Genomic DNA, 16,289 nt, shown 5'->3' with positions numbered 1-16,289 from the left:
ATAAATATGGCGAACAAGTATTCCGCGACAGAATCAGCCCTTAACCAGCACAAAGCCCATGTTAGACAAAAACTAGTCAAGATAATTGGAAATGTGACCCAACTTAACGAAGATGAAATAGAGCCACAAACGCATTTTTTAGAGCTAGGGCTGGATTCCATTACTCTATCTCAAGTCCGTCATAGCATCAAGGATGCGTTTGGATTTGACATACCTATGAATGAGTTTTTTGATACGCTAACTACGTTGGAATTGTTGACAAATCATGTGGGAGAAAGAGTAGTTATCCCCATTGAGTCTACGAATCAGAAGGTGGTAGAAAGTCCTGTGGAGATCCCAGGTAATGAGATAGAACATACGGCCCCTTATGTGTTACAAACGTATGAAAAACAGAACCTTTCGATGTCTGCGCCTGTGGGCTTAGAACGCATTTTGGAGCAACAGCTTCATTTAATGTCACATCAGCTTGAGGTGATGCGGGATCATACCATAGCACATGTGAACACTACCACTGTATATCACCCCGAGGAAGACAGTGCAAAGATCGTACAAGCAGTTAAGGACAGCGTAAGTGACCTTCGTAAAGGAGCCTTCCTACCCGACCTGCCGTCGAACGGAAGCGGCCCAGGTCTGGAAAAGCAAGCTTTAGCTGTATCCATGCCTCCGGAAACGGAGACATTGGGCGCTCAGGAAACTGTTATTGCACTGACCCCGGATCAAAAGCAGCTTTGGTTCGCTACGGTTTCAGAACGAAATGACTCACAATCTTTACATGAAACCGCTTTGCTACGTTTTTGTGGCCCGCTTCAGCCTGAAGCTTTTACCGAGGCAGTTCATACCATCGTGAACCGCCACGAAGCTTTGCGTACCTTTATGAATGATGATGGAGAGACACAAGTGATTACATCTGCAATGAAGATTAGCGTTCCATTGCATGATTTTAGCGACTACTCGCCAGATGAACAGGAACATCACGTCCGAAATTGGCTGGCCAAGGATAGCACAATTCCGTTCCCATTAATACCTTATACGCCATTATTCCGTGTTCAATTGCTGAAAATATCAGTCGTAGAGCACATTGGTGTATTTACCTTCCACCATTTGATTGCGGACGGCTGGTCGATGGGAGTGTTCATGCGGGAGTTAGAGCACATCTATTCCGCGTTAGTCCGCAATGAAGCTGTTACTCTACCCGATCCGGTATCATTTCGGAACTATGCTGTTTGGCAGCATGATCAGTTGAGGTCTGGAGGAGAGGAGGCTGTTACGTTTTGGTCGGCTGTACTAAAGAGGTCTCTGCCTGTGCTAGATTTACCTTCTCCGGTGCGTGGGCTGCAGATGCCATCTTCCCAAGGAAGCAGACATACTTTGGTTCTGGAGGCACCGTTAGTTCAACGGCTGAGAAACGTAAGTATCAAACTTGGAAACAGTTTATTCATCACCCTTTTATCTGCATTTCAGCTTTTTCTGCATCGCCTGACAGGCCAAAAAGAAGTGATGGTAAGCGTACCGACAGCAGGACAAGCGCAAATGGATGCTTTTTCGCTGATTGGTAACTGTGTGAATATGCTTCCGGTCATTAGCGAAGTGTGTTCTGACGTTTCATTTAATTCATTTGCCCAAACGGTCAAACACCGGATGAATGAGTTGGAAGCCTACCAGAAATACAGCTTTGCCGGACTGGCCCCATTAGGATTAAAATATTTGCCAGTAATGAACGTTGTGTTTAATATGGATCGGCCGATTCCTCGTTTTTACTTCCACCAATTGGATGTAGAAGTGCTTGAAAACGAAATATCTTTCAGTAAATACGAGCTGTTTTTGAACGTTACGGAGATACAGAAGCAGTTGCGTCTTGACTTTGACTATAATACAGATATTTTTCAAGAAAATATCGTTAAAACGTGGTCAGAATACTTCCTTCACCTGCTGCATTTAATTGTGGAGAATGAGGAAATTCGTGTATCCTCGATTTCTTTACTTGATGTTGTGGGACAGGAGCGGCTTCGGGCTACATGGACTGATTACGTCGATTCTAACGGTATTTATCCTTGCGTGCTTGATGCATACAAGCAACCAGCACCTGTCGGAACAGCAGGGGAGGTCTATCAGGCATCGGCAGTCAACGGAATTTTGGGAACGACCCGGGAATGGGCTTACGTGGAAGGTGGAGCGAAGCTTTTACATATCGGTCATTTGGACCGAAGCATCTGCATCCGCGGACATCAAGTGAATTTGGAACAACTGGAGAAACACTTGCTGCAAACTTTCCAACTAAGTGATTGCTTGATTACCCCGCAAACGAATGAAGCCGGTGAAGTATTGCATTTAACCGCCTATGTTGTGGCAGCCGCTTCAAAGCCTTGGGAAGAATCCGAGCTGAAGCAAGCTGTGAATAGACTCCTTCCGGATTATACGCGGCCTCGTTGGTGCATTAAGATGGATCGTATTCCTCTCTTAGCAAATGGAGAGCCGGATCTGCAGGCGCTGCTAGAAGTGGGAGATGCAAGTGTTAATGCAGCAAAGGATGTTGGTTCTGAGGTACATGCCGCTGAGGAGAAGCTGACGACTATTTGGAAGGACGTTTTGAATGTGTCCGAAGTTAACCGTCATGAATCCTTTTTCCAATTGGGGGGGATTCATTAAAAGCGACCGTCATCTTGTCCAAAGTGAACAAGGAGTTGGGTGTACATATCCCGCTCAGCCGCATTTTCGATTTGCAAACGATTGCCGAACTTTCTGCATTTATTGTCGGAGGGCAGCAGCAAACATATGAATCGATTGTTCCTGTGACTTCCGAGCCTTTTTACCCGGTGTCTTCAGCCCAAAAAAGGATGTACGCACTGGATCAATTGGGTGGCGGAACAGCCTACCATATTTCAGGTCAGCTCCTCATAGAAGGAGACTTGGTAGTTTCAAAGTTTATTGAAGCTGCTAGGGAAGTTATTTTAAGACATGAGTCCTTCCGGACATATTTTGAACTGCAGGCTGGGGAGATTGTACAAAAAAATCCGGGACACGATGACGTTTGAAATACCGTTCTCACGGATTCCGCAAGAAGAGGCAGCGCAGGCCCGAATCTCGTTTATTCGGCCCTTTTACTTGGATAAAGCTCCTTTGCTCCGCATTAAACTGTTCGAATTTATTCAGGGCGGTTTTATGCTCCTGATGGATATGCATCACATCATTGCGGACGGTTTTTCTATGACCATTATGATGGATGAGATCATCCGGCGTTATCAGGGCAGAGAGCTTGCTGACATTCAGCTTCATTACAAGGACTTTGTGGCTTGGAAGCAGCAGCAAATCACTAGCAGTAAATGGAAGGAGCATAGACCCTATTGGTTAGGGGCTTTGAATGGAGAGCTTCCCGTTCTGCAAATGCCTACAGACTTTTCGCGACCGCAGACACAAAGTTTTGAAGGGGATAGTTTGACGGTCACATTGGATGGAAAGTTGGCAAAATCCTTATACCAACTAGCCCAAAATACCGAATCAACGCTTTTCATGGTGCTTTTAGCAGCGTATAACGTGTTGCTGGCCAAGTATTCGGGTCAAGAAGATATCATTGTAGGTTCGCCTGTGGCTGGAAGAGAACATGTGGATACGCAAGCGATGATCGGGATGTTCGTCAATACACTGGCGCTCCGCAATTACCCGCATTCGACACTGACGTTCCAGTCCTTTTTACAGGAGGTCAAGCAAAGCACATTGTTGGCACTGGAGCATCAGGAATATCCATTTGATGAACTGGTAGATCAACTTGAACTGGTTCGTGATGTCAGCCGAAATCCTGTGTTCGATACGATGTTCAGTTTGCAAAATGTCGGGATGAACACTTTGGAGGTCGAGGGGGTCCAATTTAAACCGGAGGAATATAATGTTGGCGTAGCCCAGGTCGATTTTTCATTGCTTGTGACTGAAGAACAAGATCGAGTGACCCTTGTTTGGGAATATGCTACTAAGTTATTTAAGCCAGAGACAATCAGGAAGTTGGCAGAGCATTATATAAAGATTTTGGAGACAATCACCCAGGATAGTAGATTACGACTGGCTGACATGAATATTTTGTCTGATAATGAAGAACAGTTGATTTTATCAAGGTTAAATGAAATGTCTACACTTAATACACTTGCCAAAAGTAGACATATTGATTATTCAGATTACAAAGATCATAATGCCGCTTTGAATTACTGGAGAGCGTATTTGAAGGAGTACGAGGGTCAATCTCGCTTACCGCAGGCTCGAATGAATAAGACATGGAGTCGTCAGACCGAACATCATGACTTTCATTTGGATGCAGACATGATGGGCGGGCTGCAACGGATTGCTCAGGAATATGAGGTAACCATCCAAATACTGGTGCAAACGGTGTGGGGACTTCTGCTGCAAAAATATAACAGTACGGATGATGTAGTGTTTGGTAGTGTGGCTTTAGAAAGCACATCTGTGGTACGGAATGAAGAGCAAGCCCTCGATCTGCAAATAAATACTGTACCTGTGCGCATTAGAACTAGTCATAATAGTCGATTTTTGGAAGAGATCAAGCAACAACAAATGCTTTTTATGGCCAACCTTGCCCATAAAGTGTATTCACTCGAAGAAATTGAGGCGATGTCAGAGCAAAATCACGATTTAATTAATCACATCCTTATTTTTGATCGTGTATCAGTAGAGAAAGAAATTCAGCAACTGGGTGATAGCGATGAGGATCGCTATTGTATTGACGAAATCGATTGGATAAAGCAGACAAATTATGACTTTAATCTGGTTGTAGTGCCGGGAAAAACGATACAAATGAGAGCTATTTATAACGCCCTGGTATTTGATCACGAACATATGGAGCAAATTCAGGGACATTTGATGCAACTGCTGAAGCAAGTGGTGCTAAACCCGGATATCCTGGTGAATGAACTGGATATTGTGACGGAACAGGAGCGCGAGCAAATTTTGGATGTTTGGGGAAATACGGCGGTGGAATATCCAAGCGAGCAAACAATTCAAGGTTTGTTCGAAGCGCAAGTCTTGCAAACGCCAGAACAGGTAGCCTTATTTTTTGAGGGTGAACAACTGACATACCGTGAGTTGAATGAGCGCGCCAATCAATTGGCAAGAACACTCCGTTCTTATGGTGTACAGCCAGAGCAGCGAATTGGACTACTTGTGGAACGATCTATTGAGATGATCGTTGGTATACTGGCAGTTCTCAAAGCAGGTGGTGCTTATGTACCGATAGACCCGGAATATCCAGCAGAACGTATCCATTATATGTTGGAGGACTTCGATGCGCAGATTGTACTGACACAACGGGCATTTACTGAACGAATATCATTTAACGGGATTACTCTTGAACTGGATGATTCCAGAATATATTGTGCAGATGGCTCTAATTTGATGATGTCCACAGACAGGGTGGATCATCTGATATACGTACTATATACCTCAGGAACGACTGGACAGCCGAAAGGGGTCATGGTCAACCATCGTAGTGCAATTAATACGGTGAGCTGGTTTTCGGAACGTTACGCAATAAGTGGTGGACTTGATATGATCCTGACGGCAGAATATACATTTGATCCAAGTATTGAGCAGATCTTTGGGACGTTGCTGCATGGGGGCAAGCTGCATTGTATCCGGCGTGCAACGCTGCTGAGTAAGCAGCTACTGACCGAATATATTAAGACTCATAATATCAGGGTACTAGACATTCCACCGGCTCTGATGAGAGCATTTTTATCTGAAGATGCCAAAATACCTTGCTTAGATACGTTAATCTGCGGTGGAGAACGGTTGGAAGATTCATTAAAGGAAAAAATAGTGAGCAAAGGATACATTCTGAATAATCATTATGGACCGACGGAAACAACCATTGATGTACTGGCTTCCGTGTGTGAACCAGAAATAGCAGTAAATTTGGGTAAACCTATTCACAATACGCGCGCATATATTCTGAACGAGCATGGGAAGCTTCAACCAATAGGGGTACTCGGTGAGCTATGTATCAGCGGTGTTGGCGTAGCCCGAGGGTATCTGAACCGACCAGAGCTGACGGTTGAAAAATTTGTGCCAAATCCGTTTGCTGGTGGTGAAGCGAACTATGAACGGATGTATCGGACGGGCGATTTAGCACGCTGGCTACCAGATGGGAATATAGAGTATTTGGGCCGGGTTGATCATCAGGTGAAAATTCGGGGTTATCGGATTGAATTGGGTGAAGTTGAGACCAACCTGATGAAGGTGGCTGATGTGCAAGAGGTCGTCGTATTAGTCCATGAAGACAATCAAGGACAAAACCAACTGGTTGCCTATTATGTAGCTGAACAAGATGTGGATGCGGGTGAATTGCGCAGCTTGCTAGCTAAGGAACTTCCAAATTATATGGTGCCTGCATACTTCGTACAGTTGGAGCATATTCCGCTGACCTCGAACGGAAAAATTGATCGGAAGTCACTGCCAGCACCGGAAGACAGCCTGCAAAGCGGAGCAGATTATGCTGAGCCGCGTACGGAGGCGGAATCGAAGTTGGTAAAAATATGGCAATATGTGCTTGGATTGGATAAAATTGGTGTTAAAGATAACTTTTTTGAGATCGGCGGACATTCTCTACGTGCGATGACGCTGGTTTCAAAGATTCACAAAGAACTTAACAAATCTATCTCATTACGAGTTATTTTTGAAGCGCCGACAATTGAACAACTGGCGGTAGTGCTTAAAGATCTCAATCAGGTGGCGTATGTGTCGGTTTCGGTAACGGAAGAACGTGACTTTTATCCGTTGTCCTCGGCACAAAAACGGATGTATGTGCTGCAACAACTTGATCCTAACGATGTGAATTACAATATGTACGCTGCGTTCCAGGTGAGTGGACCCCTCAATGTTAAAAGGTTAGAAGAAGTGTTTCATCAGTTGATCTCACGTCATGCCACCCTCCGTACTAGTTTTGAAATGGTGGACAACAAGCCGATGCAGCGGATTCACGATACTGTATTGTTCGAGGTCGAATATAGCAAATTACTAGAAAATCGTGCCTTAAAGGATTTGCTTGCTGTAGGTGCGAACATAAAAAAACGTATTCGTTCTTTTGTGCGTCCGTTTGATTTACAATCCGCTCCGCTGCTACGAGTGGGATTATTGGATTTGGGCGTACAAGGAGAAAAAAAGTACCGCAGTATCTGTTGATGCTGGACATGCACCATATTATTTCGGATGGCGTATCAACCAATATTTTGGCCAATGAATTAGTCCGCTTGTACAACGATGAAAAGTTATCTCCATTACGGATACAATATAGAGACTATGCCGTATGGCAGCAAAATGGAGTGCAGCAGGGCTGGTTAAAGCAACAGGAAGCGTATTGGCTGAACACCTTTGATGGTGAGATACCCGTTTTGAACCTAGCGACTGATTTTGCTCGTCCAGAGGTGCGAAGTACAGCAGGGGCTACAGTGGAATTCGAATTGGACGGGAAGGTCAGCCAGCGCCTGAAAGAGCTGGCGGCCGAAACAGGCTCGACGCTGTACATGGTGCTGTTGGCAGCCTATACAGCATTGCTGCATCAGTACACCGGGCAGGAGGATATTATTGTAGGTAGCCCGATAGCCGGCCGACCGCATGCGGATCTGGAGCCAGTCATTGGAATGTTCGTTGGGACGCTGGCTATGCGTAATTACCCAACCGCAGGGCAAACATTCCGTAGCTATGTGGAGAATGTGAAGAAACATGCATTGAAGGCGTATGAGCATCAAGACTATCCATTTGAGGAACTGGTGGACAAGCTGAAGGTGAAGCGTGACATGAGCCGCAATCCGCTGTTTGATACGATGTTTGTGTTGCAAAACACGGAGCAAAACGAGTTGAAGCTGGCTGACCTGAGCTTCCGTCCATATGGGATGGAGCAAGCCCCGGCAAAGTTTGATTTGACGCTGGAAGCCAGTGAGGGAGAAGCGGGTATTCAGTTCGGATTAGAGTATGCGACATCGCTATATCAGCGGGAAACAGTAGAGCAGATGACGCGCCACTTTGTACGATTGGTGGAGACTGTTGTGGTGAACCCGGATCTATCACTTGGAGAGCTGGAATGGGTCACAACGGAAGAAACGGTGCCTGTTCTGAAAGAGCATCAAGAACGCCAAAAAGCATTACGCTACTGGAGCAACTATCTGGCCGGGTACGAGGAACAAGCCCATTTACCGCAGGCTAAAAAGCAGAATCAGACAACATATCAGGCGGAGTATGTAAACCTGGATCTGGGTATGGAGCTGACCGCCGGAATACGACGAATCGCCGAGCAGGAAGAGGTATCGGTCAGTACGTTACTACAGACGGCATGGGGGATTTTACTGCAAAGATATAACGGAACTGAGGACGTCGTGTTCGGCAGCGTACATTTAGTAGGTCAGGCGGCTGATATGGCAAATACAGAAGCAGTGACAGGGGCATTCATAAACACGATGCCTGTGCGTATCCAAGGCGGAGAAAACAGTTTGTTCGCAGAATTAATGAAGCAAAACGAAAAGTTACTCAAGTATGCACGTTTGCATGCCACGTATCCATCCCATGAGATTCAGGGGCTATCTGAGCTCATTCAGGATTGGATCAACCATAGCGTCATTTTTGCAGATGTTCTGGTCGAGGAAGAAGTGGAGCATATGAGTGATGGTGAAGAATTCGATCTCAGCCTATGGACAGCAAAGGTAGCCAAGTCAACGAACGACAACTTTAATCTGGCGGTGTTATCAGGTAAAACGATCCAAATGAGCTTTGGATACAATGCACTGGCGTTTGATCGCGCGAGTGTAAAGCAAATTCAAGGCCACTTGGTACAACTGCTTGAGCAAGTGGTGACGAACCCAAATATTCAGATCAATGAGCTGGATATCGTGACGTCCCAGGAACGCGAGCAAATCCTGAGGGTATGGGGAAATACGGCAATGGAGTTTCCGCGCGAGCAGACGGTTCACGATTTGTTCGAAGTGCAAGTGCTACAGACGCCAGAGAAGGTAGCCTTGTATTTCGAAGGAGAGCAGTTGACCTACCGCGAGCTGAACGAGCGCGCCAACTCGCTGGCACGGGTGCTTCGAACGCAAGGGGTGGGACCCGACAAATTGGTAGGCTTGATGGTACAGCGCTCGGCAGAGATGATGATCGGTCTGCTGGCTGTACTTAAAGCAGGCGGTGCTTATGTGCCGATTGATCCTGAATATCCGTCAGCTAGAATTGAATATGTGCTTGGAGACAGTGGAGCTACTGTACTTTTAACTTCCCGTGATCTGGTTGAAGGACATAGCTATAGTGCTAACACTTATTTTGTTGAAGATGAAGAGTTGTACCAAGGGGAAACAACGAATCTGGAAGTAATCGCTCAGCCAGATCACCTAGCTTACGTAATCTATACGTCAGGCTCGACTGGTAATCCGAAAGGGGTCATGCTTCAGCATCGGTCGGTTCTGAACTTTATAACAGGGATGCAAGGAGTCTTTGACATCGCAGCAGACAAAACAATTTTATCGCTAACGACGATTTCCTTTGATATCTTCGTGCTGGAAACAATCCTGCCATTGCTTAGTGGGATGACAGTTGTAATTGGTGACCGTCGTCATCAGACAGACCCACAGGAGCTTGGGGAGTTGATCGCCACTCATCATATCGATATGCTGCAAATGACGCCGTCCCGGCTGCAAATGCTACTTGATCATGATGAAGGCGCTCATGCGCTACAAGGTGTACAGGAGGTTTTAGTCGGGGGAGAGGCAATTTCTCCGAAGCTTCTAAACAGACTGCAATCTATTAACGGACTGCGTATTTATAACATGTATGGTCCGACGGAAACGACGGTTTGGTCGACAGTGCAAGAATTGACGACTGCGAACCGGATTGATATTGGACGTCCCATCGCTAACACGCAAATATACATCATTAATACGCAGGGTCGATTGCAGCCGGTTGGTATTCCTGGCGAATTATGTATCGGAGGGGAAGGCCTCGCGCGTGGGTATTGGAATCGGGAGGATCTGACAGCGGAGAAGTTTGTGAACAACCCGTTTTCACCGGGGACACGAATGTACAGAACGGGGGATCTTGCTCGCTGGAATCCAGATGGTAGTCTGGAATTTATTGGACGTATTGATCATCAGGTGAAGGTTCGCGGGTTCAGAATTGAGCTTGGCGAGGTTGAATCACAAATCTTGAAAATGGAAGATGTGCAAAAGGCCGTCGTGCTGGCTCATGAGGACAAGCAGGGAGAAAACCAACTGGTCGCCTATTATGTGGCGGAGCGGGAAGTCAGCTCAAGTGAATTACGTAGCTTGCTGGCTAAAGAGCTTCCAAACTACATGGTGCCTACGTACTTTGTACAACTAGAGCACATCCCGCTGACCCCGAACGGCAAAATTGATCGGAAGGCACTGCCAGCACCAGAGGGCAAATTGCAAGATGGAATAGAACATATTGCACCTAGGACGTGGGTAGAATCGAAGTTAGCGATGATCTGGAAGGAAATTTTAGATCTAGCGCAGGTCAGTGTGAAAGATAACTTCTTTGAAATAGGTGGGCATTCTCTGCGAGCGACGACGCTGGTTTCGAAAATTCATAAAGAACTGAATAAGTCGCTTCCACTGCGCAGCATTTTTGAAGCTCCAACAATTGAGCAGTTGGCGGAAGTGATGGACGGTTTGGATCAGCTGGCATACGCGTCCATTCCGTTGGCAGAAGAGCGCTCGTTCTATCCGCTGTCCTCGGCACAGAAACGGATGTATGTGCTCCAACAATTGGAATCGAACAATGTGAACTATAATATGCCGGCTGTGCTTCAGGTAAGTGGACCGCTTAATGTGGAGCGTGTGGAAGAGGTGTTTTGTCAATTAATTGAACGACATGCATCCTTGCGTACCCGCTTTGAAATGATAGGGAACGAGCCTGTACAGCTTATTGAGGACGGGGTGTCGTTCGAAGTAGAATATGCGAAAATACGGGTAGAAGGTGACCCCCGCGATGTAGCACACGCGCAGGCTGTAAACCAGAAAGTCCAAGAGCGGATTCAAGCTTTTGTGCGCTCATTCAACTTAGAAACGGCTCCGCTGCTGAGGGTGGCTTTATTGGACCTTGGGGAACATGGAACAAAGCAAGAAGCTCAGCATTTCTTAATGCTGGATATGCATCATATTATTTCGGACGGTGTATCAGCAGGGGGGCTGACCGACGAGTTTGTACGTCTGTACAGCGGTGAGGAGCTGTCTCCGCTACGAATTCAATACAAGGATTATGCTGTATGGCAGCAGAATGAAGCGCAGCAAGCGTGGATAAAACGTCAGGAAGCGTATTGGCTAGACACCTTTGATGGTGAGTTACCCGTCTTGAACCTGGCGACTGATTTTGCTCGTCCAGAGGTGCGAAGTACAGCAGGGGCTACAGTGGAATTCGAATTGGACGGGAAGGTCAGCCAGCGCCTGAAAGAGCTGGCGGCCGAAACAGGCTCGACGCTGTACATGGTGCTGTTGGCAGCCTATACAGCATTGCTGCATCAGTACACCGGGCAGGAGGATATTATTGTAGGTAGCCCGATAGCCGGCCGACCGCATGCGGATCTGGAGCCAGTCATTGGAATGTTCGTTGGGACGCTGGCTATGCGTAATTACCCAACCGCAGGGCAAACATTCCGTAGCTATGTGGAGAATGTGAAGAAACATGCATTGAAGGCGTATGAGCATCAAGACTATCCATTTGAGGAACTGGTGGACAAGCTGAAGGTGAAGCGTGACATGAGCCGCAATCCGCTGTTTGATACGATGTTTGTGTTGCAAAACACGGAGCAAAACGAGTTGAAGCTGGCTGACCTGAGCTTCCGTCCATATGGGATGGAGCAAGCCCCGGCAAAGTTTGATTTGACGCTGGAAGCCAGTGAGGGAGAAGCGGGTATTCAGTTCGGATTAGAGTATGCGACATCGCTATATCAGCGGGAAACAGTAGAGCAGATGACGCGCCACTTTGTACGATTGGTGGAGACTGTTGTGGTGAACCCGGATCTATCACTTGGAGAGCTGGAATGGGTCACAACGGAAGAAACGGTGCCTGTTCTGAAAGAGCATCAAGAACGCCAAAAAGCATTACGCTACTGGAGCAACTATCTGGCCGGGTACGAGGAACAAGCCCATTTACCGCAGGCTAAAAAGCAGAATCAGACAACATATCAGGCGGAGTATGTAAACCTGGATCTGGGTATGGAGCTGACCGCCGGAATACGACGAATCGCCGAGCAGGAAGAGGTATCGGTCAGTACGTTACTACAGGCGGCATGGGGGATTTTACTGCAAAGATATAACGGAACTGAGGACGTTGTGTTCGGCAGCGTACATTTAGTAGGTCAGGCGGCTGATATGGCAAATACAGAAGCAGTGACGGGGGCATTTATAAACACGATGCCTGTGCGTATCCAAGGCGGAGAAAACAGTTTGTTCACAGAATTAATGAAGCAAAACGAAAAGTTACTCAAGTATGCACGTGTGCATGCCACATATCCACCCCATGAGAATCAGGGGCTATCTGAGCTCATTCAGGATTGGATCAATCATAGCGTGATTTTTGCAGATGTTCTGGTCGAGGAAGAAGTGGAGCATATGAGTGATGGTGAAGAATTCGACCTCAGCCTATGGACAGCAAAGGTAGCCAAGTCAACGACCGACGACTTTAATCTGGCGGTGTTGCCAGGAAAAACGATCCAAATGAGCTTTAGCTACAATGCATTGGTGTTTGACCGTACGAGTGTAGAACAAATTCAGGGCCATCTAGTACAGCTGCTGGAGCAAGTGGTGGCGAAACCGGACATTCGAGTGCGCGAGTTGGACATTGTGACGGAGCAGGAGCGCGAACAAATTCTGGCGATTTGGGGAGATACGGCAGCAGAGTACGCGCACGAGCAGACGATTCACGGTTTGTTTGAAGCGCAAGTGTTGCAGACGCCAGAGCAGATCGCCTTGTATTTCGAAGGAGAGCAGTTGACCTACCGTGAGCTGAATAAGCGCGCCAATCAATTGGCAAGAACGCTGCGATCTTATGGAGTGCAGTCAGATCAGCGAATTGGTTTACTTGTTGAACGTTCTATTGAGATGATCGTAAGCATATTGGCAGTGCTCAAGGCTGGTGGGGCTTATGTGCCAATTGATCCGACGTATCCGCAGGAGCGAATCCAATACATGCTGGAAGATTCCGGAACAAAACTGCTGTTGACGCAAAGTCATCTGGTGGAAAAAGGGATGTTTGAGGGTCAGGTGCTGGTCCTGAATGGGAAAACATCCATATATCACAAGGATGGTTCAAACCTAGATTCGGTAAGTGGTTCAAATAACCTCGCGTATGTTATTTATACATCGGGAACCACGGGACAGCCGAAAGGAGTTATGCTGGAACACCGAGGATTGTCCAATCTGAAAACGTATTTTGATCAAACGCTACAGATTATCTCATCAGATCATGTGTTGTTATTCGCCAGCTATTCGTTTGATGCATCCTGCTGGGAAATCTTCCAGGGGCTATTCAGTGGAGCGACATTGTACGTACCGACACAAGAGACGATTTTGAATTATGAGTGGTTTGAGAAGTACATGTCGGAACATCGAATTACAGTGGCCACACTCCCACCTACCTATACGGTGTATCTGGAACCAGCACGTATGCCAGACTTACGCATTTTGGTCACAGCAGGCTCAGCAGCCTCAATAGAGCTGGTGCTTAAGTGGAAGGAGAAAGTGGCGTATTACAATGCTTACGGTCCAACAGAAAACTCGGTCGCGACATCGGTATGGTCCGTGTCTGAAGATCCGCGAGCTGAGGATCTGATTACAATCGGGCGTCCTATACCGAATCATCGCGTGTACATGGTGGATGCGCATGGTCGTCTAGCGCCGGTGGGTGTACCAGGTGAACTGTGCGTATCCGGTCCGGGGTTAGCGCGGGGTTATCTGGATCGTCCGGAGTTGACTGCTGAAAAATTCGTGAAAAATCCGTTTAGTAGCGGAGAAGCAAGTTATGAACGGATGTACCGAACGGGTGACTTGGCAAGATGGATGCCGGATGGCAACATTGAGTATTTGGGCCGGATCGACCATCAGGTAAAAATCCGAGGGTATCGAATTGAATTGGGCGAGGTCGAGGCGCAAATTTTGAAAATGGAGTCTGTACAAGAGGTCATTGTGCTGGCAAGTACGGATGAACAGGGGCCAGACCAACTGGTCGCATACTATGTGGCAGAACGTGAAGTAAGTGTAAGCGAACTGCGCAACACGTTGCTGAAAAATTTACCCAATTACATGGTTCCTTCATACCTTATGCAGTTGCAGTATATGCCCCTGACCCCAAATGGGAAAATCGACCGCAAAGCGCTACCCTTACCGAAAGGGACAGGTAGTTGGAATGAAGAATACGTTGCCCCGAGAAATGCATTAGAACAACAACTTGTTGAGCTTTGGCAAACGGTGCTTGGTGCGGAAAAGGTAGGCATTGACAATAACTTTTTTGAACTCGGAGGTCAATCTCTAAAGGCTATACTGCTTGTCTCTAAAGCACAGGAAAAAGGTATCTATCTAGGAATCCATCAGGTATTACAACATCAAACTATTCGTGGTTTGTCTGATTTGTTGCAAGCTGAACGTTGTGACACACACCATAACACATCATGGATTTCCAGTATCACGGAAGCTGAACAGTGGATTAGCAACACTTTTGATGTACAAGCTTTGCTTCAATTTGTGTCGGTTGATGAGCAAGACTATCTGTTTCTACAAGTACATCCATTTCGAGCAGATCAGGTTGATAAGATCGTTGCTTTCATTCCGTCTCATGTACATCCTGACCTGCATCCGCATTACATTGTGCCTATGGGTGGAGAGGATGCAGGCCAGTCGATTGAAGCTCTGCTCACGATGATTACAATAACAGATGATGAACAGGAAGACGTTCTTCACTCTCAATCAATGGAATTTATTTCAATAATTGATGAAATGAATGCAACTTGGAATGGTAGTTTGCTAAGCTCAGAGGCGATCGGACAGTTTCCACCGGCACCTGCTCAACATTATCATTTGCAGCATCCTGCTTCTTCTGGCACGGTGATTCATCTGAATCACTATGTAGATAAGCAACGTCTGTCCACAGCTGTTCAGCAGCTCATGCGCAGGCATGAATTACTGCGTAGCGTATTGATTCAATCGGATGGGGGTTGGGCTTGGGAAGTCCGATCAATCCCGGAGAACTTATCTTTACCTATGGTGGATCTATCGGCATATCCGATACCAACCCAGCGCAAGCTCCTTTCGTCTATCATGTCGCATCTTTATTTTGAACCGTATGAGCAGACGAAATCTTTGCAATACCGAATTGCGTTGATTCGCTTGAATTTGCGGGAACACTTATTGCTTCTGCCGTGCTCACACATTATTTTCGATGGCACGAGTAGCATGATTTTGGAGAGTCAGTTACTTGAAGAATATGAGGATCCACAACTGGAGCATACAGCAGAGGTATTCCATTATATGGACTATGTCAAACATATCCGTCAAGGACCACAGGGGATGAGTGATCAGCAAATTGTTGAGCAATATAAGCTCCAGTCATTTGTTGAGAATACAAGTCAAATTTATAAGCTGACCCGGGAATTCAAATATGGACAAATGACAACGTATCAATGGGATATAACACTACCGAGTATTTCAATGCAGAATGATTCTGTAAACCTATGGGAGATTTCGCTCCAAATGGCATTCCGATTTTTTAGTATTTATTTCCAAAAATCAGAAATTCCGTTATGGTTAACGCAGTATGGAAGACAGTATGGGGATCGGAATTACTTTGAATCCGTGGGAGAATACATTGATCATATTCCCGTGTTACTCCATAAGGAAGAAATGCCATCTTATCATGCGGTGATCAAAAAACAATTAAGCGTTGCTGCAAATCATCATTTAAACTTCTTTAATTTAATTTTTAATGAAGAAATGGAGCCTATCTATCCGCAAGCAAGCAGTATGCTAAAAAAGGGACTTGGACAATTACCAATCGTGTTCAATTACCTGGGAGAAATGCAAGAGGCCTCGAAGATGTTGAGCACCTTAAACAGAAGTACAACCTTAGTTGACGGAGAAGAAGTGATTTTCTTTGAAGCTGCCCATACTGGAGCAGTACTTCAAATATTCCTGCGCCTACCATATGAAGAGAAACATGAGGATATCTATCGAATATTGCAAGCTGCTAACGATAAGATTATTTCTGACCTAGCCATACGGCAGTAGGGAGCTGAAAAC

4 protein-coding genes are annotated in these 16,289 nt (G+C 46.3%); all 4 read left to right on the top strand.

Annotated features, from left to right (window positions below):
• Positions 1-6 precede the first annotated feature (6 nt).
• The 4 genes from QMK20_RS14345 to QMK20_RS14330 are packed head-to-tail and all read left to right on the top strand — an operon-like array spanning position 7 to position 16,277.
• Entirely contained in the window at positions 7-2,646 is a 2,640-nt protein-coding gene (locus tag QMK20_RS14345) for a condensation domain-containing protein (protein ID WP_283652156.1), read from the top strand.
• A gap of 35 nt (positions 2,647-2,681) precedes the next feature.
• Positions 2,682-3,032, top strand: a complete 351-nt coding sequence (locus tag QMK20_RS14340; protein WP_283652155.1) for a condensation domain-containing protein — start codon at positions 2,682-2,684, stop codon at positions 3,030-3,032.
• Positions 2,998-7,179, top strand: a complete 4,182-nt coding sequence (locus QMK20_RS14335) for an amino acid adenylation domain-containing protein (protein ID WP_283652154.1) — start codon at positions 2,998-3,000, stop codon at positions 7,177-7,179. Before QMK20_RS14340 ends, QMK20_RS14335 begins: the two co-directional genes overlap by 35 nt.
• Positions 7,179-16,277: a non-ribosomal peptide synthetase gene (locus QMK20_RS14330; RefSeq protein ID WP_283652153.1), complete on the top strand. Its 9,099-nt coding sequence runs from the start codon at positions 7,179-7,181 to the stop codon at positions 16,275-16,277. Before QMK20_RS14335 ends, QMK20_RS14330 begins: the two co-directional genes overlap by 1 nt.
• Positions 16,278-16,289: the final 12 nt, after the last annotated feature.

This window comes from Paenibacillus sp. RC334 (genome assembly GCF_030034735.1).
In the GTDB taxonomy this organism is placed as follows: Bacteria; Bacillota; Bacilli; order Paenibacillales; family Paenibacillaceae; genus Paenibacillus; species Paenibacillus terrae_A.
This window is presented reverse-complemented; position numbering and strand designations above follow the sequence as displayed.